Origin of the sequence: Citrobacter sp. CK194 (assembly GCF_030333395.1) — a bacterium.
Classification (GTDB): Bacteria; Pseudomonadota; Gammaproteobacteria; order Enterobacterales; family Enterobacteriaceae; genus Citrobacter_B; species Citrobacter_B koseri.
On sequence record NZ_JAOWGA010000017.1, the window covers coordinates 619,755 to 641,441 of the forward strand.

27 protein-coding genes are annotated in these 21,687 nt (G+C 50.9%); 14 read left to right on the forward strand and 13 right to left on the reverse strand.

The window, feature by feature from the left end; translation table 11 throughout:
• Window positions 1–244 precede the first annotated feature (244 nt).
• The 10 genes from OGX80_RS11335 to OGX80_RS11380 form a co-directional block, all read right to left on the reverse strand.
• On the reverse strand, window positions 245–2,266 hold the full coding sequence (locus OGX80_RS11335) for a replication endonuclease (protein WP_160880294.1): 2,022 nt from the start codon (window positions 2,264–2,266) through the stop codon (window positions 245–247).
• 1 nt (window position 2,267) lies between these two features.
• On the reverse strand, window positions 2,268–2,480 hold the full coding sequence (locus tag OGX80_RS11340; protein ID WP_160880259.1) for a hypothetical protein: 213 nt from the start codon (window positions 2,478–2,480) through the stop codon (window positions 2,268–2,270).
• Window positions 2,477–3,343 (reverse strand): DNA adenine methylase, encoded by an 867-nt coding sequence (locus OGX80_RS11345; RefSeq protein WP_286471222.1) that lies wholly within the window; start codon window positions 3,341–3,343, stop codon window positions 2,477–2,479. The genes OGX80_RS11340 and OGX80_RS11345 overlap by 4 nt, the downstream gene beginning before the upstream one ends.
• Window positions 3,333–3,662, reverse strand: a complete 330-nt coding sequence (locus tag OGX80_RS11350; RefSeq protein ID WP_286471223.1) for a DUF3850 domain-containing protein — start codon at window positions 3,660–3,662, stop codon at window positions 3,333–3,335. The genes OGX80_RS11345 and OGX80_RS11350 overlap by 11 nt, the downstream gene beginning before the upstream one ends.
• On the reverse strand, window positions 3,653–3,886 hold the full coding sequence (locus OGX80_RS11355) for a DUF2732 family protein (RefSeq protein WP_286471224.1): 234 nt from the start codon (window positions 3,884–3,886) through the stop codon (window positions 3,653–3,655). The genes OGX80_RS11350 and OGX80_RS11355 overlap by 10 nt, the downstream gene beginning before the upstream one ends.
• Before the next feature lie 67 nt (window positions 3,887–3,953).
• Window positions 3,954–4,355, reverse strand: a complete 402-nt coding sequence (locus tag OGX80_RS11360) for a hypothetical protein (protein WP_160880269.1) — start codon at window positions 4,353–4,355, stop codon at window positions 3,954–3,956.
• Window positions 4,355–4,783 (reverse strand): hypothetical protein, encoded by a 429-nt coding sequence (locus OGX80_RS11365; RefSeq protein ID WP_160880271.1) that lies wholly within the window; start codon window positions 4,781–4,783, stop codon window positions 4,355–4,357. The genes OGX80_RS11360 and OGX80_RS11365 overlap by 1 nt, the downstream gene beginning before the upstream one ends.
• Window positions 4,773–5,000 carry a phage filamentation protein Fil family protein gene (locus OGX80_RS11370; protein ID WP_160880273.1) on the reverse strand — a complete coding sequence of 76 codons (228 nt, stop codon included), beginning with the start codon at window positions 4,998–5,000 and terminating at the stop codon, window positions 4,773–4,775. Before OGX80_RS11370 ends, OGX80_RS11365 begins: the two co-directional genes overlap by 11 nt.
• A gap of 8 nt (window positions 5,001–5,008) precedes the next feature.
• Window positions 5,009–5,512, reverse strand: a complete 504-nt coding sequence (locus OGX80_RS11375; RefSeq protein WP_200089710.1) for a phage regulatory CII family protein — start codon at window positions 5,510–5,512, stop codon at window positions 5,009–5,011.
• A gap of 30 nt (window positions 5,513–5,542) precedes the next feature.
• The gene (locus OGX80_RS11380) at window positions 5,543–5,764 is read right to left on the reverse strand and encodes a regulator (protein ID WP_200089712.1); all 222 of its coding nucleotides are present in this window, start codon (window positions 5,762–5,764) and stop codon (window positions 5,543–5,545) included.
• Window positions 5,765–5,909: 145 nt separating this feature from the next.
• Between OGX80_RS11380 and OGX80_RS11385 the strand changes: the two genes are divergently transcribed.
• From OGX80_RS11385 to OGX80_RS11405, 5 genes are all read left to right on the forward strand, one after another.
• Window positions 5,910–6,491, forward strand: coding sequence for a phage repressor protein CI (locus tag OGX80_RS11385; protein WP_286452001.1), 582 nt, complete (start codon window positions 5,910–5,912; stop codon window positions 6,489–6,491).
• A 24-nt stretch (window positions 6,492–6,515) separates the two neighbouring features.
• Window positions 6,516–7,235 carry a hypothetical protein gene (locus tag OGX80_RS11390; RefSeq protein ID WP_286451993.1) on the forward strand — a complete coding sequence of 240 codons (720 nt, stop codon included), beginning with the start codon at window positions 6,516–6,518 and terminating at the stop codon, window positions 7,233–7,235.
• A gap of 18 nt (window positions 7,236–7,253) precedes the next feature.
• Window positions 7,254–8,294, forward strand: a complete 1,041-nt coding sequence (locus OGX80_RS11395) for a phage integrase (RefSeq protein ID WP_286451992.1) — start codon at window positions 7,254–7,256, stop codon at window positions 8,292–8,294.
• A gap of 168 nt (window positions 8,295–8,462) precedes the next feature.
• A complete protein-coding gene (gene mntS / locus OGX80_RS11400; RefSeq protein WP_047457949.1) occupies window positions 8,463–8,591 on the forward strand; it encodes a manganase accumulation protein MntS in 129 nt (42 codons plus the stop codon).
• A gap of 287 nt (window positions 8,592–8,878) precedes the next feature.
• Complete coding sequence (locus OGX80_RS11405) at window positions 8,879–10,465, forward strand: phosphoethanolamine transferase (protein ID WP_115181807.1); 1,587 nt, start codon at window positions 8,879–8,881, stop codon at window positions 10,463–10,465.
• A gap of 151 nt (window positions 10,466–10,616) precedes the next feature.
• Here OGX80_RS11405 and ompX read toward each other — a convergent pair whose 3' ends face one another.
• The gene (gene ompX, locus OGX80_RS11410) at window positions 10,617–11,132 is read right to left on the reverse strand and encodes an outer membrane protein OmpX (protein WP_012133153.1); all 516 of its coding nucleotides are present in this window, start codon (window positions 11,130–11,132) and stop codon (window positions 10,617–10,619) included.
• Window positions 11,133–11,485: 353 nt separating this feature from the next.
• On the opposite strand from ompX, the gene rhtA reads away from it, so the two are divergent.
• From rhtA to ybiO, 6 genes are all read left to right on the forward strand, one after another.
• The gene (gene rhtA, locus OGX80_RS11415; RefSeq protein ID WP_012133156.1) at window positions 11,486–12,370 is read left to right on the forward strand and encodes a threonine/homoserine exporter RhtA; all 885 of its coding nucleotides are present in this window, start codon (window positions 11,486–11,488) and stop codon (window positions 12,368–12,370) included.
• A gap of 305 nt (window positions 12,371–12,675) precedes the next feature.
• Window positions 12,676–13,179, forward strand: coding sequence for a DNA starvation/stationary phase protection protein Dps (gene dps / locus OGX80_RS11420; protein ID WP_012133159.1), 504 nt, complete (start codon window positions 12,676–12,678; stop codon window positions 13,177–13,179).
• A 364-nt stretch (window positions 13,180–13,543) separates the two neighbouring features.
• Window positions 13,544–14,290, forward strand: coding sequence for a glutamine ABC transporter substrate-binding protein GlnH (gene glnH / locus OGX80_RS11425; RefSeq protein WP_012133160.1), 747 nt, complete (start codon window positions 13,544–13,546; stop codon window positions 14,288–14,290).
• 95 nt (window positions 14,291–14,385) lie between these two features.
• Entirely contained in the window at window positions 14,386–15,045 is a 660-nt protein-coding gene (gene glnP, locus OGX80_RS11430; protein WP_012133162.1) for a glutamine ABC transporter permease GlnP, read from the forward strand.
• Window positions 15,042–15,764 carry a glutamine ABC transporter ATP-binding protein GlnQ gene (gene glnQ, locus OGX80_RS11435; RefSeq protein WP_012133163.1) on the forward strand — a complete coding sequence of 241 codons (723 nt, stop codon included), beginning with the start codon at window positions 15,042–15,044 and terminating at the stop codon, window positions 15,762–15,764. The genes glnP and glnQ overlap by 4 nt, the downstream gene beginning before the upstream one ends.
• Before the next feature lie 118 nt (window positions 15,765–15,882).
• Window positions 15,883–18,117: a mechanosensitive channel protein gene (gene ybiO, locus OGX80_RS11440; protein ID WP_115181808.1), complete on the forward strand. Its 2,235-nt coding sequence runs from the start codon at window positions 15,883–15,885 to the stop codon at window positions 18,115–18,117.
• On the opposite strand, the gene rlmF is transcribed toward ybiO, so the two are convergent.
• Window positions 18,114–19,040 (reverse strand): 23S rRNA (adenine(1618)-N(6))-methyltransferase RlmF, encoded by a 927-nt coding sequence (rlmF, locus tag OGX80_RS11445; RefSeq protein WP_115181809.1) that lies wholly within the window; start codon window positions 19,038–19,040, stop codon window positions 18,114–18,116. The two genes, ybiO and rlmF, sit on opposite strands and share 4 nt — an antisense overlap.
• Before the next feature lie 287 nt (window positions 19,041–19,327).
• Between rlmF and mcbA the strand changes: the two genes are divergently transcribed.
• From mcbA to ybiJ, 3 genes are all read left to right on the forward strand, one after another.
• Window positions 19,328–19,588: a DUF1471 family periplasmic protein McbA gene (mcbA, locus tag OGX80_RS11450; RefSeq protein WP_012133167.1), complete on the forward strand. Its 261-nt coding sequence runs from the start codon at window positions 19,328–19,330 to the stop codon at window positions 19,586–19,588.
• A gap of 191 nt (window positions 19,589–19,779) precedes the next feature.
• Window positions 19,780–20,046, forward strand: coding sequence for a DksA/TraR family C4-type zinc finger protein (locus tag OGX80_RS11455; protein WP_047457957.1), 267 nt, complete (start codon window positions 19,780–19,782; stop codon window positions 20,044–20,046).
• 287 nt (window positions 20,047–20,333) lie between these two features.
• Window positions 20,334–20,594 carry a DUF1471 family protein YbiJ gene (gene ybiJ / locus OGX80_RS11460; protein ID WP_012133170.1) on the forward strand — a complete coding sequence of 87 codons (261 nt, stop codon included), beginning with the start codon at window positions 20,334–20,336 and terminating at the stop codon, window positions 20,592–20,594.
• A gap of 121 nt (window positions 20,595–20,715) precedes the next feature.
• Here ybiJ and ybiB read toward each other — a convergent pair whose 3' ends face one another.
• Window positions 20,716–21,684 (reverse strand): DNA-binding protein YbiB, encoded by a 969-nt coding sequence (ybiB, locus tag OGX80_RS11465; protein ID WP_012133171.1) that lies wholly within the window; start codon window positions 21,682–21,684, stop codon window positions 20,716–20,718.
• Between the last annotated feature and the right edge of the window lie 3 nt (window positions 21,685–21,687).

A 21,687-nucleotide genomic window follows, 5' to 3' on the forward strand; every position in this document is an offset into this window, starting at 1 on the left:
CCGCGATTTCACCAATCCAGGCCAAAGCGATCGTTTTCTCTCTCTGGTCACTTTCGTAAACATGGGCAATTTTGGCCAATAACTCAATGCGCTCCAGCTGTGCCGACGCTTCCAAAAGATCCATTTAGCCCCCAAAAACATAAAATAACTGGATATACATACAGTACACCTTTAAGCACAAATTGTGAAATTTAATTTCCTGCTATCTACCGACAAAAAGAAGGTGTTTCACAGACTTACAACACTATACCCATCCCGGCCATAACTCCTGGACTGGCTCTTTTCGCGCTTCCTGCAACCTGCCATTACGATAAATCAGGGCTGTATGGCCAAACCTTAAACCACTCCCCCGCGTCAGTATGGTGATTTCCTCATCAGAACCATCAAAACCACGACTGCGTAACTCCAGTTTTAACCGTCTGCGGGTTCCCCCCTCAGTACAGTTATTGACAGAACTCCAAGGGTGTTTAAGGTCAAGGTCAAAACCCGCCTCCGCTGACGCTTCGGCCAACTTCGTAACCTTCTGCCACTTCACCAGACGCGTACATACCTCAGAATCTGGAATATGTGGCGAGTAGATGCCCTGTACGCGCTGCACGTCCTCTGCGTATTCGTTACCCTGCTCAGTTACCTCATACGCCAGGCGGACGGTCAGATCCTTACGCATAACAAACGCGCCCCCCTGGCACTCGGTATAAGCTCGCCAGTCGCCCACGTCTGCTGCAAAACGCACGTTATCCATATCTTCAGTTGGTAAAATCTGTCCATCACCTGGCAGACGGCGCAACTCACGCCATACCGTCACCGGCGCACCGCCTATCTGCTGGAACTGTCTAATGCGCCAGCGTGATGCCCATGCTGAAACGGCTTTAGCCATATCGCGCAGGTTTTCCCCGGTCTCATCATCTTTTTCGCCATCGAGCGAAAAGCCATCAATATTTTTTGATATGTATTTAGCGATATAGCCAGTGGCCGACCCCTTTTTAGGATCGATAGGCTCAACATGAAAACGCGCCTTAAGCGCGTGGGGTGTTTGTAGTTCTTCAGAATCAGTGATACGTGCGTGATAGCAAAGAATATCGCGTACCGTGTCCACATCCTGTGGGCGCATAAAAAGCAACATATGCCAGTGGGGAGTCCCATCATGGTGAGGCTCTACAACCCGAAACCCGAAGACATGGATACCAGCGCGGGAGAGCGCTGCACGGGCTTTTGCCCATACACCACATAGATAGCGCTGGGTATCCTGCGGCGTGTATCCATTCCATTGAGAAACAAAGCCGCCTTTACTGTGCACTGCATGGAAACGTGATGGTGCGGTGATGGTATAAAACTCACCGGCCAGCCGTTCGTCATTGGCAATATCTTCAAATCCGCGCATACGAACCATCAATTCACAACGACGTATCGCAGGATTGGCCACGCTACCATGAACCATATCAGCCAGCGCTACGCGATCCCCATGCTCATTTATCAGGTCGAATTTTTTAAAAAACTCAGCGTTGCGCTTTTTCTGTTCTATCCATTCGCCCAGCGTTTTACGGGACACATAAGCACTGGCTGCTTTCTGTACCTGCCCCACAGCTATAGCCAGATGCTCACGCTGTACATCACGCGCACGCTTAAGGCGCTGATACCACCACTCTGGCGCCATCATGCGCAGAATGCCGGATTCAGCCTTGCGTGTTTCCAGTTGGCCGTCACTGGCTTCATGTTCCGCCCAGTACGGAGGCTGATTATTCAGCATCAGTGAACAGGCGCACAAATGGCGATAAGACTCCAGCGTACGGCGGCGCAGCTCTGCGGCATCTTCAGTGCTGCCCATAAACTGATCGGTGAAGTCATACAGTGACTGGGAGATCCAGCCAGATATCTGTCCAGACAGTTTTTTAAGATCTGGACGGTCAAGTGATGGCAGTCGCTCCAGCGACTTACCAAAAGGAAGATCAAGTGCATCAGCGGCCAGCTTGTAACGTGCGGCCACTTTGCGCAGACGTGGCAATACATTCCCGCCGATAGTCTGACGCAGAAATGTATTGGCACGGCGACGCCCGTCACGACCAGCCAGCAGCTTTTCATAACGGTTGCCAAAATACCCAGCTAACCAGTCGGGTATCTCATGCAGGTACTGGGAGCGCCATTCATAATCCTCTGGATTAACAGCCCATAAACGGCGCTCTGTGATAGTGGCATCTGCTGGCGTTCCCGGCGCAAAGGTTTCACGCCGCCAGGCATCGACGGCGTGATGTTGGCCAATATCCAGCATATCAGCCACGATTAACCCATTTTTTCCAGAAATCAATCAGGAATGCCACCAGCACGGCCGCGACCAGTGGTAGCCAGAAAACTGCACTTAAAGTGATCAGCAAAAAGTCATCAACATCATGACTGAAGTCATCCTGCTGTTCATCCCATAAGAGAAAAACAAAGGTAATACAGGCAAATAAGGCATAAACGCCGATCAGGATTTCCATCATCATGCCCCCACCACCTGAACATCGTTCGTTACGTTGATGGGGGACTTAATAATCAATTCAGCTGCTGATTTCTGACTTGCAGCTGCTGCACCAACACTGCGCGGCGCATTAATACGCACTGATTTAAAACCGGCGTAAAGGTAATGCACCATTTCAAGATCGCTATTTGATGCGACGACACTAACACCCTTCATCGCCAGCTTTCGCAACTTACGCGCCAGCCGACCATGATCCATATGCGAAAAACCACGCTCATGGTAAGCCGTGAAATTATCGGCATCGGTCAGATATGGCGGATCGCAATACACCACATCGCCAGGCCGCACCAAATCAAGCGTTTCTGAATAATTGGCAGTGATAAACGTTGCTCGTTTGGCTTTATCTGCAAACGCGCGGATCTCATCAACTGGGAAATAGGGCTTTTTATACTTCCCAAACGGGACATTAAACTGGCCACGGCGATTGTATCGGCACAGGCCATTGAAGCAGTGCCGGTTCAGGAACAGGAAACGCGCAGCAGCTTCCACAGATTCAGAACCAAAGGATTTGCCGGACTGGTTGAAGGCATCACGCACCGCGTAATAGAAAATTGCCCGGCTTTCTTCATCGCCTAGTGAACCGGCAGAAAATAAACCCTCCAGCTCAATGAGCAACGCATCAGTGTGATAAGCCATCGTCTTATACAGATTAACCAGATCAGGATTTACATCAGCGATCAGATACTCGTCATAATCCGTATTCATCATGACGGCGCACGAACCAGCGAACGGCTCAACCAGACGCTTTCCCTTTGGTAAATGAGGACGTAGCTTTGGCATAAGGCGGGCTTTACTGCCCACCCATTTAAGCGGAGTTTTAATGGCCATATTCAACCCCGTTTAAAAGCAGCCCTGATACGCCGTTAGAAATGATGTACTCCATCACTTCAAGCGGTGACATTGAACGAATGGACAGAACTACCCAGCGGTCTACACCAGCGATAATTTCATTCACCGGCAAAACATGAGTGATAACCGCCGCCCACTCTCGCCCAGTGTATTTCCCGTGCTTCCACTCACACAGCGAAAGAACATCACCTGTTTTATAGTTACGATCATTCCTACGCAGCTCCGCCCTTTTCTGGCCAGCTACAACAGCATTGAGATATTTAGGGGCAACCTTTACCGCATGAATTTTCACTGCCATGCTGCACCCCCTTTGCTGCAAATAGCTGCGGCCTCTTCGCGGATTAACTCAACGATTTCCGTTGCACTTAAACCTTCACTGGCTGCATGGGTGGCCAGCTTTTCCAGACGAGTGGAACACAGATCAGCAGCTGCGGCTTTACCTTCCTGCGTGGCTTTGGTGAGCATGGCCAGCAGGTCAGCGCCTGATTTTGTTGCAGGTAAATCCTGACGTGTCATGTGCATTTTGGTTTCCTTAAGGCAAAAGAATCCCCGGCCACTTGAGCTGTGGCCAAAAATTTCTGGTAGTTAATTAGTGAAAAATGGGTTGAACAGTGACGGCTGAATAGTTCGGCGCAGGAACCTGGTGCAACTCGTAAGTGTGTCGCCACCACTCCTGGATCAGCGCCTTAATTTCGCCAACGCCCAACGCACCAGCTGCATAGAAAAGTGCACGGATTCCGGCCAGTGCTTCAATCTGCGCTTCTTTGTTTTCCGCCTCGCGGTAAACGCAGCACCAGAAAGCCGCATTAATGGCCAGCCAGTGGCGCGGACTTGTCATGTGTTCTGTGTCGTTAAAGAAGAACGGATGCAACGCGATACGCCCATCTTTCGCAGTGCTTTTCGCTGCAAAGGTAACAGCGTAATTATGTGGGACACCCCACGCGGCCAGCTCCGCCCCCAACATTTTTCCTTCAACTGAAATAATGGTCATTAGTGATTCCCCTGTTGCTGTAACTTATTAACGATGTGAGGAGCAATAATCATCTGCACCCCGTTACGACTGCTGATCGGGTGTGCCTTTTTGATTGGACGGCTTGCTGACCGGGTGGAAAAATCGCTGTCACGCAACGACCCAAAACCATCAAGCGTAAGACGCGCGCGGGCTATGCCCTGACGCAGTTGGATCATTGCTCTGTAGTCCAGGCGTTCAAAAAGCTCTCGCCAGCAGCATTTACTTAAGTGGGCTTTAAACACCCCAGTTCCAGAAGTCACTGCGGCTGCATGAAGAACAACACCCCGCCATTCAGGAGTTAATTTGTCCCACCAGTCAGCGGCTTCGCTGCTATTGCTGAAATATTTGCGGCGAATCTGTTTTAAATGTTCCAGTCCGCGCTTTTGTTGTTCCTGGCTAATCGCCATAGCGCCCCCCTATACACCCAACCAGGCGACGGGCTTTTGTAGACAAGAAACGTAAAACCACCCCGCCTTTCATTCGAACAGGCTCATGCGCATTGAATTTATACGTGTGGCCAGGGTTCCAGCGCTGACCGTTCGGCAGTTCTATCCAGCCCGTTGAACCGCTTGGCCGTTGCATGGCGGGTGATTCTTTTTTCAGGTAAGTAACAAATGCTTTCATGTTGTTCCTCACATCATGCCTGTGGCGCTGGTTGTCACCAGATCCACCGCAGCGGCCAGAACCGGCGCAGAGTGAATGCGGGTTTCAACGGTATAAGCCAGCACAGAAAGGCTACGGATAGCATCGCGGGCGCGATCAAGAATTTGTGTACGGCGGGCGGCGGTCATATGGCCAGTTGATACGGCTTCCCCAGCAATCGCGCCCACACACGCAGTGGCGCTAAGCGCACACAGTTGCATATTGGCTTCAGTGGCATTGTTCACCGGCACGGATGGAAGGCAGTTAATCTGACCTAACATCCCATCAAGTAAACGCGCATCTTCGGTGTAATCCGTGATAGCCAAAAGCTCATCACAGGTTAGGCGGTGCGGTTGCGCTGGGTTCAGTTTGTTGCGCAGGATCTGCGACCTCATACCAACGGCAGCGGCCACATCTTCAAGATTGTGCTCAATTGCAAATGCTCGGCAAGCCGCATCAAAGTGCGCATGTTTAGAGGTCTGGTAATCAAACATTGTTTGCCTCTCCCTAATCCGTAGGATGGATTACGCGTTAAGCGAAATATCACATTCGCTTAACGCCTGAACGGTGAGCGCTGCCATATTGACTTCGACCAGACCTTTCTTTTGCTTACCCTTCGGCTTGATAGGTAATTTCCCGTATTCGATCAGGTTCCTGGCGGTTTCTTTGTTGGTGCCAGTACGGCGGCAATACTCGTCTAAAGGCAGGTATGGTTCTGGGATGATGATTGTAATGTTTGGACGCATAAGGCAAACTCCACAAGTTAACCTGTACGGCAATACAGGTCTAAAAACGTCAATATTCGTAAAAAACTACAACACCGGAGAGGCTATATCGCAAAAAGCGACAAATCAAGTTTTTTTTCGCATTTTACGAGTCGCCATTGATGTAATGAGCAAATTCCCTTTAGAACAAATCGGACATAGCAGTGAAGTTTTAGACCGGGTCATTGAGGCATATGGTTTTACTTCGAAATTGATGCTCGCAGACCATTTTGATATGGCCTCCAGCAGTTTGGCGGGAAGGTACAAACGCGGCGGCTTTCCTGCGGATATGGTTGTGAGATGTGTCGCTGAAACCGGTGTTAACCTGGAGTGGCTAGCAACCGGCAACGGGCGCAAGTATAACGACGAAGAATTAGACATATTAAAGATTCCACGCCGTAAAATAGTGGATGGGCAACTGTACGAATCAGGAATACTCCTGTTAGACAAGGTTACTTTTTTACCGGGAAAACCATTACCGCAAAATCCTATCTGCGTTATTGATAACGCCACGCAATTCATTGTCGAACAAAATTTCACTGAAATTTATGATGATGATTGGCTGGTTAATGTTGAGGGCAAGCACAGCATCAGAACCCTTACGCGTATACCTGTACGGAAAGTTAGAGTTAGCGGCGTAGGAATGGCTTTTGATTGTGGAATTGACGATATAACCGTTATTGGCCGAGTGGTACTTAAAATTAAATAATTAATTTAAAGGAATATCACTACAATGGAAAAAAAAACAATTCTAAACAGTACTGTCATTTCAGCATATCTCTTAATGTTGAGTACCGCCTATCTATGGGGATTCTGGGGACATTTTGATATTAACATCCTTAATTACATTGGTGTGTCAGATATAATAAAATCTGCTATATGGCCAATGATAATAGCTATTGTGATGTATCTTACGCAAGTTGCCTTAAATATATTCAATGGCCCCAAAGCTAACTCTACTGAAAATTTCTCTTCAAAAACAAAAGGTGAGAAAATTGATATAATAATTCGTTTTAGCTACATATTACTAATGGCTGCTATAACTATTGGTGCTATTCTATACAATTTTATTACTGGCAGTAAAATGCAAAGGTACGTTTCCTTTGGCTGGGCGCTATCCACTATTTTTTATTTTACAACCAGTAGAAACAGTGCCTTGATGGAGTATATTCCGTTCAAAAACAAATCCCTTTCTTATAGCATAATCTGTGTTCTTCCTATACTTTTTCTTTCACGCGGTGTATTCGAAGGAGAGAGAATCAAGTCGGGGAAGGACACCTTTTTAATAGAGTCCAACTCCATATGTAGCAGCAGCGCTAATAACAATTACAGATATATTGACGCTTTTGCAGACAAAGCATTTGCCCTATCATTGAAAGATCATTCAATATGTATTTTCAAATATGAATATCTTAAATTAATAAAAGAAAATCAGACAACCAACAATAAATAATTATTTCGTGGGAAAAATATGTCAGTACGAAAAACTCCCAATGGACAGTGGATCGCCGACTTCTACACCGTCAACCGTAGTAATGGTAAGAGCGGGAAGCGTATACGTAAAAAATTTGCCACGAAGGGGGAAGCCCTGGCATTTGAGAATCACACGCTTCAAAAGGTAGATAGTGCGCCGTGGTTAGGTGAAGGGAAAGATAAACGAACTTTAATCGACCTGATTACAATGTGGTACGAGCGCCACGGCGTTGCCCTGCGCAATGGTGAAAAGCGTAAAGACGCAATGACCTGGGCAGCGGAGTGTATGGGTTTTCCGCTGGCCACTGAGTTTAATGCCCAGCTGTTTACAGCATACCGCGCCAAAAGGCTTGAAGGGCATTATGCCCGTACTAACCGTGTTTCTAAGGTTTCACCTAAAACAATGAACCTTGAACACGCTTATTTCCTAGCTATGTTCAATGAGCTGAAACGGATCGGTGAGTGGTCAGCACCTAACCCACTGGAGAACGTCAGACAATACCGCACAGATGAAACCGAAATGGCTTTCCTCACAGCTGAAGAAATTGATCGGCTTTTGCTGGAATGCAAACGAAGCAAAGTAAAATACTTAGAGCTAGTCGTGAAAATCTGTCTTGCTACCGGCGCAAGATGGAATGAAGCGGCAACGCTTAAAAGCTCTCAGATCGCTGGCGGTAAAGTCACATTCGTCAAAACCAAAGGGAAGCGTAACAGAACGATCCCCCTTGATGATGAACTTCTATCCGAATTGCCTGAAACGAAAGGAGCTCTGTTCCCTAAGCCCTGCTATAACGCGTTCCGCTCTGCGCTGGAACGCGCAAGCATTGAACTCCCCTCCGGCCAGCTTACTCATGTACTGCGCCATACATTTGCAAGCCACTTTATGATGAACGGTGGGAATATACTCGTCCTGCAAAAAATACTCGGTCATGCCGATATCACTATGACGATGCGTTATGCGCATTTCGCCCCAAGCCACCTTGAAGATGCCGTGCGGCTTAACCCACTAAAATGTCGCAAAATTGTCGCGACAACTTAGAAATACTGCCGAATAATGACGAACATTAACTAACGTAACCTATTGATAAAACTCTAAGTTATTGTTTTTCGTAGATAGTTGATGCTTTATAATATAGCCTGTGCTATATCTGTATGTAATGCAGGCATCCTTCACGGATCGATGGGATCGTAAAGTCAGGAGGTTTCTATGAACGAATTTAAGAGGTGTATGCGCGTGTTTAGCCACTCTCCCTTTAAAGTACGGTTAATGCTGCTGTCCATGCTGTGTGACATGATCAACGGCAAACCCGAGCAGGATCAGCCCTCGTCAAAATAACGCGGCGTCGCGGTACGCCGCTCCATTTTGACGCCATCTTCTCGCATCAAGGTGCGCTCGAGCTGTGTTTTATCTCAATACCCTTTCTTTTTGTCGGTTTTGCTGCCCCCTTCGCAAAACATTTTCCTTGTAGTAGTTGACCTTCTTATACACACGCTCTATCGTTGCGCAGCCCTGCATATATTGCGGCTCGCAGATGCGGACCCCATCCCCTCTTCACGCACTTTCCGGCAGGTATTGACCCTTAACGCCAGGGTGAGCACATGGCGTTTTTGCAATAGTGGCATATGAATTTAACCCTCAAAGACTCGCTTATTGCCCGCAGCAGGGCCATTAGCCCGTGGACTGGCTTCTACTTTTTACAGTCGCTGCTGATTAACCTCGCGTCGGGCTACCCGTTTAGCCTGTTCTATACAGCGGCCTTTACCTGCCTATTGCTGTTGCTCTGGCGCACCTCGCCGCGCGCGCAAAAGGTGTTGATCGGGCTATGCTCGCTGATCGCCGCCATGTATTTCCCGTTCGGCCAGGCCTACGGCTCGCCAAACTTTAATACGCTGCTGGCGCTGCATTCGACCAATGTGGAAGAGTCCACCGAAATCCTGACCATCTTCCCGTGGTACAACTATCTGGTAGGCCTCTTTATCTTTGCGCTGGGCGTGATTGCCGTTCGCCGTAAGCAAGAGGCGGAGAAAAAAGCCTGGCGCATTGTGGACAGCGTGTGTCTGCTGTTCAGCGTCATCGCCTTTTTTGTCGCGCCGGTGCAAAACCTGGCGTGGGGCGGCGTGTTTAAATTAAAAGACACCGGCTACCCGGTTTTTCGCTTCGTGAAGGATGTCATCGTCAACAACAATGAGGTGATTGAGGAGCAAGAGCGGATGGCGAAGCTATCCGGGATGAAGGATACCTGGACGGTCACTGCGGTTAAGCCCCAATACCATACCTACGTGGTGGTGATCGGTGAAAGCGCGCGGCGTGACGCAATGGGCGCATTCGGCGGTCACTGGGATAACACCCCGTTCGCCAGTACCGCCAACGGTTATTTTTTCATGGATTACGTTGCCGCCAGCGGCTCAACGCAAAAATCGCTCGGTTTAACGCTCAACCGCGTGGTCGACAACAAGCCGCAATTCCAGGATAACTTTGTGACGCTGGCCAACCGTGCCGGTTTCCAGACCTGGTGGTTCTCGAATCAGGGGCAAATCGGCGAATACGATACGGCTATCGCCAGCATCGCGAAACGTGCCGATGAAGCGCACTTCCTGAAAAGCGGAGACTTCGAAGCCGACAAGAATACGCGTGACGATGCGCTGTTAAAAATGACCGCTCAGGTACTGGAGACAGAACGCACGCAGCCGCAGTTAATTGTGCTGCACCTGATGGGCTCGCACCCGCAGGCCTGCGATCGCACGCAGGGAAAATACGACGTTTTCGTGCAGTCGAAAGAGACCTCTTGCTACCTGTACACCATGACCCAAACGGACGCGCTGCTGGGAAAACTGTACGCGCAGTTGCGTAACAGCGGCGACAGCTTCTCTATGGTCTACTTCTCGGATCATGGTCTCGCATTTAAAGAGCGCGGGAAAGAGGTGCAGTATCTGGCGCATGACGACAGGTATCAGCAGAATTTTCAGGTGCCGTTTATGGTGCTTTCCAGCGATGACAAAGCGCATCACGTGATTAAAGCGCGCCGCTCGGCAAATGATTTCTTAGGCTTTTTCTCGCAATGGACGGGGATCAGCGCGAAAGAGATTAAAACCAAATACCGTTTTATCTCTGAGCAGAAAGCCGGACCGGTCTTCATCACCAACTTCAAGTTGCAGAAGGTGGATTACAACCATCTGGGTACGGATATTTTTAGTACCAAACAGCGCTAACCTGTAGTCCTGATAATGTTGTAGGCCTGATAAGACGCCTCAGCGTCGCCATCAGGCATTGCCGGATGGCGGCATAAATACCTTATCCGGCCTACACATCAGACAAAAAAAATCCGCCCCTCGGGGCGGATTTTTCATATCACCGAAGTGATTAGAAGCGGTAACCAACACCGGCGATCCAGGTGCCGACGTCCACGTTACGGATACGGCTCTGCTCATAAGAGAAGTCCAGCGCAACGTTTTCGATCGGGTTGAACTGCAAACCGGCACCGTAGGAGAAACCGTAGTCGCTGGTGTCGTGTTTGTCAGCCGGGGTGGCAGCAGTCTGGAATTTACCGTAACCCACACCAACAACACCGTAGATGCTTGCCCAGTCGTTCAGACGGTAAGCAGGACCGGCGGTGAGGCCGTAGTACTGAGTTTTGTTGTAATCGCCAGCACCGTTAGTACGATCTTTTTCTGTGTAGGTGAAGGAACCGATTACGCCCAGCGGGTTGTTGTCCTGCTCGTAGCGATACTTCAGGTTAAAACCGTTCATTTTGTTCGCTGCGCCCTGAGCATCGCTCTGAGCGTAACCACCCGTAACGGTAGAAGTAGCAGCTACAGCAGTACCTGCGGAAATAGCCAGAACAGCGGCCAGTGCTGAAAGACATGCAATTTTTTTCATAACCACCTCAAATGTGCTTCAAGTAAATCCTAAGTTATAAATATATCAAAAATTGATGAGAAACTCTTTGCGATTCGCGATGTCTAACGGGTCTTTTCGTGTAACAGAACATTTCCATAACCCGCTATCTCTTTCAAATAACATCACTTTTCCGGTGAAGCGCACCATTATTACGCGCACAATATGGTACATTCATCCAGATAATTCCTAATTACGCAGTTTATTAATCCATCAATTCATCGATATTTTACGGATTCTCCGGGATTTTTTTTCAACGAATACTCAACCGTCAGAGGTTATTTCTATTACACTGCCTTTTTTACTTCTATTGACATTAATTGACAGGAGAAAGGATGCCGGGGTCGTCACGTAAGCCAGTCTGGCTGCCTATTTTGGTTTTGCTCATTGCGATGTCCTCTATTCAGAGCGGAGCCTCGCTGGCGAAATCGCTGTTCCCTCTCGTCGGGGCGCCGGGCGTTACCGCACTGCGTCTGGCACTAGGCACGCTAATCCTGATTGCGTTCTTTAAGCCCTGGCGTCTGCGCTTTGCCAGAGAACAGCGGCTGCCGCTCCTGTTTTACGGTCTGTCGCTTGGCGGGATGAACTACCTGTTTTACCTGTCGATTCAGACGGTGCCGCTCGGCATCGCCGTTGCGCTGGAGTTCACCGGGCCGCTGGCGGTCGCGCTGTTCTCGTCCAGACGGCCTGTCGATTTCATCTGGGTTGTGCTGGCCGTGCTTGGACTCTGGTTCCTGTTGCCGCTTGGTCAGGGCGTATCGCATGTTGATTTAACGGGTGCCGCGCTGGCGCTCGGCGCAGGCGCCTGCTGGGCTATCTATATTCTGACCGGGCAGCGGGCGGGTGAAGAACACGGCCCCGCGACCGTGGCGGTAGGCTCGCTCATTGCGGCGATCGTTTTCGTTCCGGTTGGCGCGCTACAGGCGGGAGAGGCATTATGGCACTGGTCGATTCTCCCACTGGGTCTGGCTGTCGCCGTGCTGTCAACGGCGCTGCCCTACTCGCTGGAAATGATCGCGCTGACGCGACTGCCCACGCGAACGTTTGGGACGCTGATGAGCATGGAGCCCGCGCTGGCTGCCGTTTCGGGGATGATTTTCCTGGGAGAAACGCTGACGCTGGTGCAGCTTCTGGCCCTGGCCGCCATCATTGCCGCCTCGATGGGGTCCACGCTCACCATCCGGCGGGAAACGAAAATTCAGCAAGTCGACATTAATTAACGTTACAATTCTGCATGATTTGCATAATCATGCAGAATATTGCTTTCATCCTTCTCATTATTATTATCTCCGCTATTTTTCTGCTGCCTGCAAACCTATTTATGTTTATCGCTCACAGTGAATGAGAATTATTAACATGCTGACACTTAATTTAATAACACATTGATTTTTAATCATTTTCAATATTAAACACTTTCTGCACTATTAAAGTGATAGGCACAGACAGAAAAGCAAAATGAAAAACCGGTGCTATACTTAGTTTCGTTAATTACCTGGGACACAAAACATCAAGAGGATATGAGATTATGAGTACCGCTAAACTGGTAAAAACGAAAGCGTCTAATCTGCTTTATACCCGCAACGATGTATCAGACAGCGATAAGAAAGCGACGGTTGAGTTGCTGAATCGTCAGGTGATCCAGTTCATTGACCTGTCACTGATCACTAAGCAGGCTCACTGGAATATGCGCGGTGCTAACTTTATTGCCGTACATGAGATGCTGGATGGCTTCCGTACAGCGCTGACCGACCACCTTGATACCATGGCAGAACGTGCCGTACAGCTGGGTGGCGTGGCATTAGGGACAACGCAAGTGATTAACAGCAAAACACCGCTGAAAAGCTACCCGCTGGATATCCATAGCGTTCAGGATCACCTGAAAGAGCTGGCGGATCGTTACTCTGTTGTCGCCAATGATGTTCGTAAAGCCATCAGCGAAGCCAAAGACGAAGACACTGCTGATATCTTTACCGCTGCTTCCCGCGACCTCGATAAATTCCTGTGGTTCATCGAAGCCAACATCGAATAAGCAGCATGATAAGTAAGACCTATGAACCCTCGCTTCGGCGGGGGTTTTGCACTTTTATAGTGCATCAAATTTCTTCCGCCCTGCCGTAAAGTAAAATATTTGTAATAATCACCTCACACAATCGTTAACGAGAGATTGTTTTAGCAACAATTTTTGCGCTAAATAGTCATACCGTTTGCACCCGATTCGGTCTGCACTAAATCAGTGCCCCAAAACGGTGCAATCCGTCAGTTTTGCCACGCTTATTGTGCATTAAAATGAAACGCCTTCTTTTTAAAACAATGAGTTGCATAATTGGCACGATTCTTTCATTACGCCATATGTTCTCGCAGGGGATCGCCCCGTGGATATAAAAGGAAATGCTATGAAGTCTGTATTAAAAGTTTCACTGGCTGCACTTACCCTGGCTTTTGCGGTGTCTTCTCACGCCGCGGATAAGAAACTCGTCGTGGCAACCGACACGGCGTTCGTTCCGTTTGAATTCAAACAGGGCGACAAATACGTTGGCTTTGATGTGGATCTGTGGGCCGCTGTCGCGAAAGAGCTGAATCTGGACTACACCCTGAAACCGATGGATTTCAGCGGCATCATCCCGGCGCTGCAAACCAAAAACGTCGACCTGGCGCTGGCAGGCATCACGATCACCGACGAACGTAAAAAAGCGATCGACTTCTCTGACGGCTATTACAAAAGCGGTCTGTTGGTCATGGTGAAAGCCAATAACAACGATGTGAAAAGCGTGAAAGACCTCGACGGCAAAGTGGTTGCGGTGAAGAGCGGCACCGGTTCTGTCGATTACGCGAAAGCAAACATCAAAACCAAAGATCTGCGTCAGTTCCCGAACATCGATAACGCCTACATGGAACTGGGCACCAACCGCGCAGACGCCGTTCTGCACGATACGCCAAACATCCTCTATTTCATCAAAACCGCGGGCAATGGTCAGTTTAAAGCGGTAGGTGAGTCTCTGGAAGCGCAGCAATACGGCATCGCCTTCCCGAAAGGCAGCGACGAACTGCGTGAGAAAGTGAACGGCGCGCTGAAAACGCTGCGTGAAAACGGCACCTATAACGAAATCTACAAAAAATGGTTCGGTACTGAACCTAAATAATAACGCTGTATTTTAGCTTGTTACGCCCGGTGGCGCTTGCGCTTACCGGGCGTACAGGCCTTTGAGTATTTTCACCACGGTAACAGGAACAATTTATGGAGTTTGACTGGAGTGCCATCTGGCCCGCCATCCCGCTATTGATTGAAGGCGCCAAAATGACCCTGTGGATTTCAATCCTTGGTCTGGCTGGCGGCCTGGTCATCGGGCTGCTTGCGGGTTTTGCGCGCACCTTTGGTGGTTGGATCGCCAACCACGTTGCGCTGGTCTTTATCGAAGTGATTCGCGGTACGCCTATCGTTGTGCAGGTGATGTTTATCTACTTCGCGTTGCCGATGGCGTTTAACGATCTGCGAATTGATCCCTTCAGCGCCGCCGTTGTCACCATCATGATTAACTCGGGCGCGTACATTGCAGAAATCACGCGCGGTGCGGTGCTGTCTATCCACAAAGGTTTTCGCGAAGCGGGCCTGGCGTTAGGGCTGTCTCGCGGCGAAACCATTCGCCACGTTATTTTACCGCTCGCGCTGCGCCGTATGCTGCCGCCGCTCGGTAATCAGTGGATTATCAGCATCAAAGATACCTCGCTGTTTATTGTTATCGGCGTCGCTGAACTGACTCGTCAGGGGCAGGAAATCATCGCCGGTAACTTCCGCGCGCTGGAAATCTGGAGTGCCGTTGCGGTGTTCTATCTGATCATTACGCTGGTGCTGAGCTTCATTCTGCGTCGTCTGGAAAGAAGGATGAAAATCCTGTGATTGAATTTAAAAACGTCTCCAAGCATTTTGGGCCAACCCAGGTGCTGCACAATATTGATCTGAACATCAAACAGGGTGAAGTGGTGGTCATCATCGGGCCATCCGGCTCCGGGAAGTCCACTCTGCTGCGCTGCATCAACAAACTGGAAGAGATCACGTCCGGCGAGTTGATTGTTGATGGTCTGAAAGTGAACGATCCGAAGGTGGATGAGCGGTTAATCCGTCAGGAAGCCGGCATGGTGTTCCAGCAGTTCTATCTCTTCCCGCATCTGACGGCGCTGGAAAACGTCATGTTCGGGCCGCTGCGCGTGCGCGGCGCGAAGAAAGAAGATGCCGAAAAGCAGGCCAAAGAGTTATTAGCGAAAGTCGGGCTGGCAGAGCGCGCGCATCACTACCCTTCCGAACTTTCCGGCGGTCAGCAGCAGCGTGTGGCGATTGCCCGCGCGCTGGCGGTGAAGCCGAAAATGATGCTGTTTGACGAACCGACCTCCGCGCTGGACCCGGAACTGCGTCACGAAGTGCTGAAAGTCATGCAGGATCTGGCGGAAGAAGGGATGACAATGGTCATTGTGACCCACGAAATCGGCTTTGCCGAGAAAGTGGCCTCCCGTCTGATTTTCATCGATAAAGGGCGCATTGCGGAAGACGGTAATCCGCAAACCCTGATTGAAAATCCGCCCAGCCAGCGTTTGCAGGAGTTCTTGCAGCACGTTTCCTGAGGCACGCCCCTCCCTTCCGCCCGGAAGGGAGGGTTTCCCCGGAATCCTCCCATTTCAAATCCCTCCTCTTTAAGCATCTATACTTATCTTTTTGCTTATATTTCTCACAGGAGGAGTCATGCGGCGGATCCTGTTCATCCTCTTTTTACTGCTGGGCGCCCCCGCGCATGCGGTCGCGATCCCCGGCGTCACAACGGACGCCTCAGGCAGTCAGGAGGCCGCGCCTGCGGCTGAACCCGATGTCGAACAAAAGAAAGCCGCCTACGCAGCGCTGGCGGATGTGCTGGAAAACGAGACCTCTCGCAAGGAGCTCATCGACCAGCTACGAAAAGTCGCCGCCACGCCGCCGCCAGAGCCCGTCCCCACGATAACACCGCCCACGGTTACGGAAGAAAAAACGGTACTGGAGAAAGTAACCGACATCAGCCGGCGTTACGGAGAAGCCCTCTCCGGGCGCTTTGCCCAGCTTTATCGTAACATCACCGACTCGCCGCATAAGCCGTTTAACACGCAGACATTTACCAATGCCCTGACCCACTTCCTGATGCTGGCAGCTTCGGTATTTGTCTTTTACTGGCTGATACGGCTTTGCGCGCTGCCGCTGTATCGCAAAATGGGTCAGTGGGCGCGCAAAAAAAATCGCGACCGCAGCAACTGGCTACAGCTTCCCGCAATGATTATCGGCGCATTTATCATCGATCTGCTCCTGCTGGCGCTGACCCTGTTTGTCGGGCAGATACTGAGCGACAGAATGAACGCCGGCAGCCGAACCATCGCCTTTCAACAAAGTCTGTTCCTGAACGCGTTTGCCCTGATTGAGTTTTTCAAAGCCATTCTGCGCCTGATCTTTTGCCCTAACGTAGCGGAGTTGCGTCCGTTCACGATTCAGGACGCCAGCGCACGCTACTGGAATCGCCGTCTGAGTTCGCTCAGTAGCCTGATCGGCTATGGTCTGATCGTCGCCGTGCCGATTATCTCCAACCAGGTCAACGTCCAGGTCGGCGCGATGGCAAACGTCATCATCATGCTGTGCATTACGCTGTGGGCGCTGTATCTGATCTTCAAAAACAAAAAAGAGATCACCCAACATCTGCTGAATCTCGCGGAACGGTCGCTGGCCTTTTTCAGTCTGTTTATTCGCGCCTTCGCGCTGGTGTGGCACTGGCTGGCCAGCGCCTATTTTATCGTGCTGTTTTTCTTCTCATTGTTCGACCCGGGCAACAGCCTGAAGTTTATGATGGGCGCGACGGTACGCAGCCTGCTCATTATCGGTGTCGCCGCGTTTGTTTCCGGCATGTTCTCACGCTGGATAGCCAAAACCATTACGCTGTCGCCCCCTACGCAGCGCAACTATCCTGAGCTGCAAAAACGGCTGAACGGCTGGCTGTCAACCGCCCTGAAAGCCGCGCGAATCTTGACGGTTTGCGTGGCGATCATGCTGTTGCTCAACGCCTGGGGGTTATTCGACTTCTGGAACTGGCTGCACAACGGCGCGGGAGAAAAAACCGTCGATATTCTGATCCGCATTGCGCTGATCCTCTTTTTCTCTGCGGTCGGATGGACCATCCTCGCCAGCCTGATTGAGAACCGCCTGGCGTCAGATATTCACGGCCGCCCCTTGCCCAGCGCGCGTACCCGAACCCTGCTTACGCTGTTTCGTAACGCCCTGGCGGTGATCATCAGTACAATCACTATCATGATCGTGCTGTCAGAGATTGGCGTGAACATTGCCCCCTTACTGGCCGGCGCCGGGGCGCTGGGGCTGGCGATTTCGTTCGGTTCGCAAACGCTGGTGAAAGATATAATTACCGGCGTATTCATCCAGTTTGAAAATGGGATGAATACCGGCGATCTGGTGACTATCGGCCCGCTGACCGGTACGGTGGAACGAATGTCGATTCGCTCGGTAGGCGTGCGTCAGGATACCGGGGCGTACCACATTATTCCGTGGTCTTCGATTACCACCTTCGCGAACTTTGTGCGCGGCATTGGTTCGGTCGTGGCTAACTATGACGTGGATCGCCATGAAGATGCGGATAAAGCCAATCAGGCATTGAAGGACGCGGTGGCTGCGGTGATGGAGACGGAAGATATTCGCGGGTTGATTATCGGAGAACCGTCATTCTCCGGGATCGTCGGGCTGACCAATACCGCTTTTACGCTGCGGGTCTCCTTTACCACCTTGCCCTTAAAACAGTGGACGGTACGCTTCGCGCTCGACAGCCAGGTGAAAAAACATTTCGATCTGGCAGGCGTTCGCGCGCCGGTGCAAACGTATCAGGTACTGCCCGCACCGACGATCGGTCAGGCGCCAGCGACAGACCCCCTGCCGCCGAGCGAACCCACGCTTTAGCGCTTACGCGCCATAAAACGGCGACGCTGATCGTCATCCATAAAGGTCCAGGCAATAAAGCGGCTCTGCTTTTGCCCCTGGGCCATCTCCTTTTTGACCACTTTTACCGCCCCGACGTCCGTCAGCGCGCGGTACAGCGGCGGCAAATTTTCGCCGCGCGACACTAACGTGGTGAACCACATCACCTGGCGGCCAAAGGCCTGGCTTTCCGCGATCATCGTTTTGATAAACGCCACTTCCCCACCTTCGCACCAGAGTTCCTGCTGCTGGCCGCCAAAATTCAGGGCATCGTTTTTATCCTGCCCCAGATTGCGACGTTTGCGCTCGCTTCCCGCACGGGCAGAAGCTGCCGAATCGTGGAACGGCGGATTGCACAGCGTAGCGTCATACTGTTCATTCTTATGAATGATGCCGTTGAAGATTGCCGCAGGATCTTTCTGCCGACGCAGACGAATCGATCGGGTTAATCCTGGGTTGCCGCTGATGATCGTCTGGGCGCTGGCCAGCGCCTGCGCATGGACTTCGCTGCCGGTAAAGCGCCAGCCGTATTCATGCACGCCGATAAGCGGGTAAATGCAGTTCGCTCCTGTCCCCACATCCAGCACGCTCGCATCCGCCGGAATCGCGCCTGTGGTTTCGCCCAGCAGATCCGCCAGATGGTGAATATAATCGGCGCGGCCTGGCACCGGCGGGCACAGAAAGCCTTCGGGAATATCCCAGTTTGCCACCTGATAGAAATACGCCAGCAGCGCTTTATTGAGCGCCTTGACTGCCAGAGGATTCGCGAAATCAACGCTTTGCTCACCCGCAGGCGTACGGGTAAGAAATTGCGCCAGTTCTGGCGTGACCTGGCATAACGTCGCGAGATCGTAACGATGATGATGGCGATTACGTGGGTGCAATCCCGGTTTCTGGGCAGACATGGCATTCTCCTTTTAGCAGCGGCGTAAGATACTCGCATAACGCAACGCGGTAAACAAACCTGACGGAGAAAGCCCGCTTATACCGCAAACGAACACGGGTCGCTCCGCAGCGCTTAGCGACAAAATCCTGGAAAATCAATAATCTGTATGTCATTGATTTGTCAATATTCGTCAAAAAATATCGTTCAAAAAACAAGCACATCATAATCAATTTTTTGCGTTAATTTTGCGTCATCAACGTCCTAAACTTATGAGGCACCACCTGTTGTTTCTAAGAGGATGCCGTTATGAAAAAATGCCTCACCGTACTGGCTGCTGCTCTGCTCACTGGCATGAGTTTTAGTGCATTCGCCGCGCAGCCGCTTAGCAGCTCAGAAGCAGGCCAGCTCAGACCCGCCGGAACCGTCTCGGCGACGGGCGCGACGACGCTGAGCGAACTTGAAAATAAACTGGCAGAAAAAGCGCGTGAACAAGGCGCCAAAGGTTTTGTCGTCAATTCTGCCGGTGGCGATAACCAAATGTATGGCACTGCCACTATCTACAAATAACCCCCTACCAGGTAACTGCATTCCCACCGAATGCAGTTTTCCTTAGCATGGAAAACTTCCCCCGTCTCTTTCATTCGCTGATGTTTTTCGCTGACTGATATACCGGCCTGCTTCTGCGCTATTGACTGTACGATTTTTGACCCCATATTCACTACACTTACCGTGTGGAATAAAGGGGGAGGAACCGGTATATGGCATCCGGGTGGGCGAACGACGACGCCGTTAATGAACAAATCAACAATACCATTGAAGATGCTGTCGCCCGCGCTCGCGGCGAAATTCCTCAAGGCGAAAGCCTGTATGAATGTGAAGAGTGCGGCGATCCTATCCCGGAAGCGCGGCGTAAAGCCGTTCCGGGAGTAAGGCTATGCATTGCCTGCCAGCAGGAGAAAGATTTACATAACGCAACATTCTCAGGATATAATCGCAGAGGATCGAAAGATAGCCAGTTACGCTAACTTTTCTTTACGTAAAACAACAGCGTAAGCATGTTCTTTTACTCTCATGCTTTTTCACCTTCTGCGTGGCAAAATGTGCCGTTACTCTCTCTTCTGTAAAGTGAAACGGCAAGAAGCGTAAATCCATGTTTTGAATTTATTAATAATCAATAAGTTATTTGTCATTCAAATTATTTGATGGATGACGTCAATTCTATTCGATTTTATCTCCCGCAAAAAACCGTGATACTTATCACATCGACGGAACAACGTCTTACTACACAAGAATAACCTGCGAGAGATTAATCATGAAAAATATCAAATATGCTGTTGCTGCTATCGCTCTGTCTACCCTGTCATTTGGCGTTTTCGCTGCCGAGCCGGTAACGGCTTCCCAGGCGCAAAGCATGAATAAAATCGGTGTTGTTTCTGCGGAAGGCGCCACCACTCTGGATGGCCTGGAAGCGAAACTGGCTGAGAAAGCGGCAGCTGCCGGCGCAACCGGTTATAGCATCACTTCCGCAACCAACAACAACAAAATGAGCGGCACTGCTGTTATCTACAAATAATTTCACACGTTTCTGTTATACCCGTCTGTTTGCCGACAGACACACTGCTCCAACCCTCATTGAACCTGTGTTACCCTTGTTCGCCCGTCCGCCACTGGACGGGCTTTTTTTTGCCTGACGTTTAAAAATGCTGCGCTACCCGCGCAAGCCCTTCCGTTAACGTCGCCGCTTCTCCCGTAGCCACCAGACAGCACGCCATCTGAATTTTCAGGGAAGCCGGGATCGGCTCGCTTCCCGCCAGGCAGCGCTCAATCCAGCGAGCGGTGGTTTCCGGGTCTTTTGCCGCAGGCAGCGGCACCGGCTCGTCGGGCATCTCGCTCTGGCGATCCTGAAGCACCTGCACGCCGGAACGGTCGATCAGGCTGATTTGCGGGCAACGCTGTGGATTGGCATACACCTCCCCTTCCGTGCCGTGCATCAGCAAACCGCGCCCGCCGATGTCGGCAAAAAATTTCGCGACGCGCGGAACGTACTCCGGGTGCGAGACGCTGGACAACCGCAAGGCGGCATCTTCCGCAAACGGCGTCGCTAACTTCGCCAGCGTGTGCGCGCTGTTACGCACGCCCAGCCGCCAGCGCATTGCCAGCTGTTTTTCCAGCGGTGGGCACAGCGTACCAACAGGAATAAACACCGGCTCGTGCCCATCCAGTTTCGCCTGAGCCTGACCGGCGTGCAGCGTCGGCGCAATCCCCATCAGTTCGAAAATGGTCTCCGTCAGTACGCGCGTCGGATCTTCGCTTACGCCATGTACCACCACCGGAAAGCCCAGTTTATGCAGCAGAATCGCCAGCAACGGCGTCAGGTTCGCCTGTTTGCGCGCCCCGTTGTAGCTGGGGATGACAATCGGCATCGGTTTGGCGACCGGCGGCGTAAGCGTAATCGTGTGGTTCTGCATGGCTTCATAAAAGCCCAGCATCTCCGCTTCGCCTTCCCCTTTAATACGCAACGCGATCAACACGCCGCCCATTTCCAGTTCGGGCACATCGCCATTCAACATATGGGTATACAGGCCGCGCGCGGTATCCTGATCCAGGTCGCGGGCGTGATTTTTACCTCGACCGACCTCTTTGATGATTTTGCGATAATCCATGAC

What these genes read in the sequence shown, in the direction of transcription:
- glnP (WP_012133162.1), top strand. Translation starts at nt 14,386, where the DNA reads ATGGAGTTTGACTGGAGTGCCATCTGGCCCGCCATCCCGCTATTGATT.
- OGX80_RS11360 (WP_160880269.1), bottom strand. Translation starts at nt 4,355, where the DNA reads ATGACCATTATTTCAGTTGAAGGAAAAATGTTGGGGGCGGAGCTGGCC.
- rlmF (WP_115181809.1), bottom strand. Translation starts at nt 19,040, where the DNA reads ATGTCTGCCCAGAAACCGGGATTGCACCCACGTAATCGCCATCATCAT.
- OGX80_RS11340 (WP_160880259.1), bottom strand. Translation starts at nt 2,480, where the DNA reads ATGATGATGGAAATCCTGATCGGCGTTTATGCCTTATTTGCCTGTATT.
- OGX80_RS11355 (WP_286471224.1), bottom strand. Translation starts at nt 3,886, where the DNA reads ATGCACATGACACGTCAGGATTTACCTGCAACAAAATCAGGCGCTGAC.
- OGX80_RS11345 (WP_286471222.1), bottom strand. Translation starts at nt 3,343, where the DNA reads ATGGCCATTAAAACTCCGCTTAAATGGGTGGGCAGTAAAGCCCGCCTT.
- dps (WP_012133159.1), top strand. Translation starts at nt 12,676, where the DNA reads ATGAGTACCGCTAAACTGGTAAAAACGAAAGCGTCTAATCTGCTTTAT.
- ompX (WP_012133153.1), bottom strand. Translation starts at nt 11,132, where the DNA reads ATGAAAAAAATTGCATGTCTTTCAGCACTGGCCGCTGTTCTGGCTATT.
- OGX80_RS11455 (WP_047457957.1), top strand. Translation starts at nt 19,780, where the DNA reads ATGGCATCCGGGTGGGCGAACGACGACGCCGTTAATGAACAAATCAAC.
- glnH (WP_012133160.1), top strand. Translation starts at nt 13,544, where the DNA reads ATGAAGTCTGTATTAAAAGTTTCACTGGCTGCACTTACCCTGGCTTTT.
- OGX80_RS11390 (WP_286451993.1), top strand. Translation starts at nt 6,516, where the DNA reads ATGGAAAAAAAAACAATTCTAAACAGTACTGTCATTTCAGCATATCTC.
- ybiJ (WP_012133170.1), top strand. Translation starts at nt 20,334, where the DNA reads ATGAAAAATATCAAATATGCTGTTGCTGCTATCGCTCTGTCTACCCTG.
- OGX80_RS11370 (WP_160880273.1), bottom strand. Translation starts at nt 5,000, where the DNA reads ATGAAAGCATTTGTTACTTACCTGAAAAAAGAATCACCCGCCATGCAA.
- OGX80_RS11335 (WP_160880294.1), bottom strand. Translation starts at nt 2,266, where the DNA reads ATGCTGGATATTGGCCAACATCACGCCGTCGATGCCTGGCGGCGTGAA.
- OGX80_RS11385 (WP_286452001.1), top strand. Translation starts at nt 5,910, where the DNA reads ATGAGCAAATTCCCTTTAGAACAAATCGGACATAGCAGTGAAGTTTTA.
- OGX80_RS11375 (WP_200089710.1), bottom strand. Translation starts at nt 5,512, where the DNA reads ATGTTTGATTACCAGACCTCTAAACATGCGCACTTTGATGCGGCTTGC.
- mcbA (WP_012133167.1), top strand. Translation starts at nt 19,328, where the DNA reads ATGAAAAAATGCCTCACCGTACTGGCTGCTGCTCTGCTCACTGGCATG.
- OGX80_RS11350 (WP_286471223.1), bottom strand. Translation starts at nt 3,662, where the DNA reads ATGGCAGTGAAAATTCATGCGGTAAAGGTTGCCCCTAAATATCTCAAT.
- mntS (WP_047457949.1), top strand. Translation starts at nt 8,463, where the DNA reads ATGAACGAATTTAAGAGGTGTATGCGCGTGTTTAGCCACTCTCCCTTT.
- ybiB (WP_012133171.1), bottom strand. Translation starts at nt 21,684, where the DNA reads ATGGATTATCGCAAAATCATCAAAGAGGTCGGTCGAGGTAAAAATCAC.
- ybiO (WP_115181808.1), top strand. Translation starts at nt 15,883, where the DNA reads ATGCGGCGGATCCTGTTCATCCTCTTTTTACTGCTGGGCGCCCCCGCG.
- OGX80_RS11365 (WP_160880271.1), bottom strand. Translation starts at nt 4,783, where the DNA reads ATGGCGATTAGCCAGGAACAACAAAAGCGCGGACTGGAACATTTAAAA.
- OGX80_RS11395 (WP_286451992.1), top strand. Translation starts at nt 7,254, where the DNA reads ATGTCAGTACGAAAAACTCCCAATGGACAGTGGATCGCCGACTTCTAC.
- rhtA (WP_012133156.1), top strand. Translation starts at nt 11,486, where the DNA reads ATGCCGGGGTCGTCACGTAAGCCAGTCTGGCTGCCTATTTTGGTTTTG.
- OGX80_RS11380 (WP_200089712.1), bottom strand. Translation starts at nt 5,764, where the DNA reads ATGCGTCCAAACATTACAATCATCATCCCAGAACCATACCTGCCTTTA.
- OGX80_RS11405 (WP_115181807.1), top strand. Translation starts at nt 8,879, where the DNA reads ATGAATTTAACCCTCAAAGACTCGCTTATTGCCCGCAGCAGGGCCATT.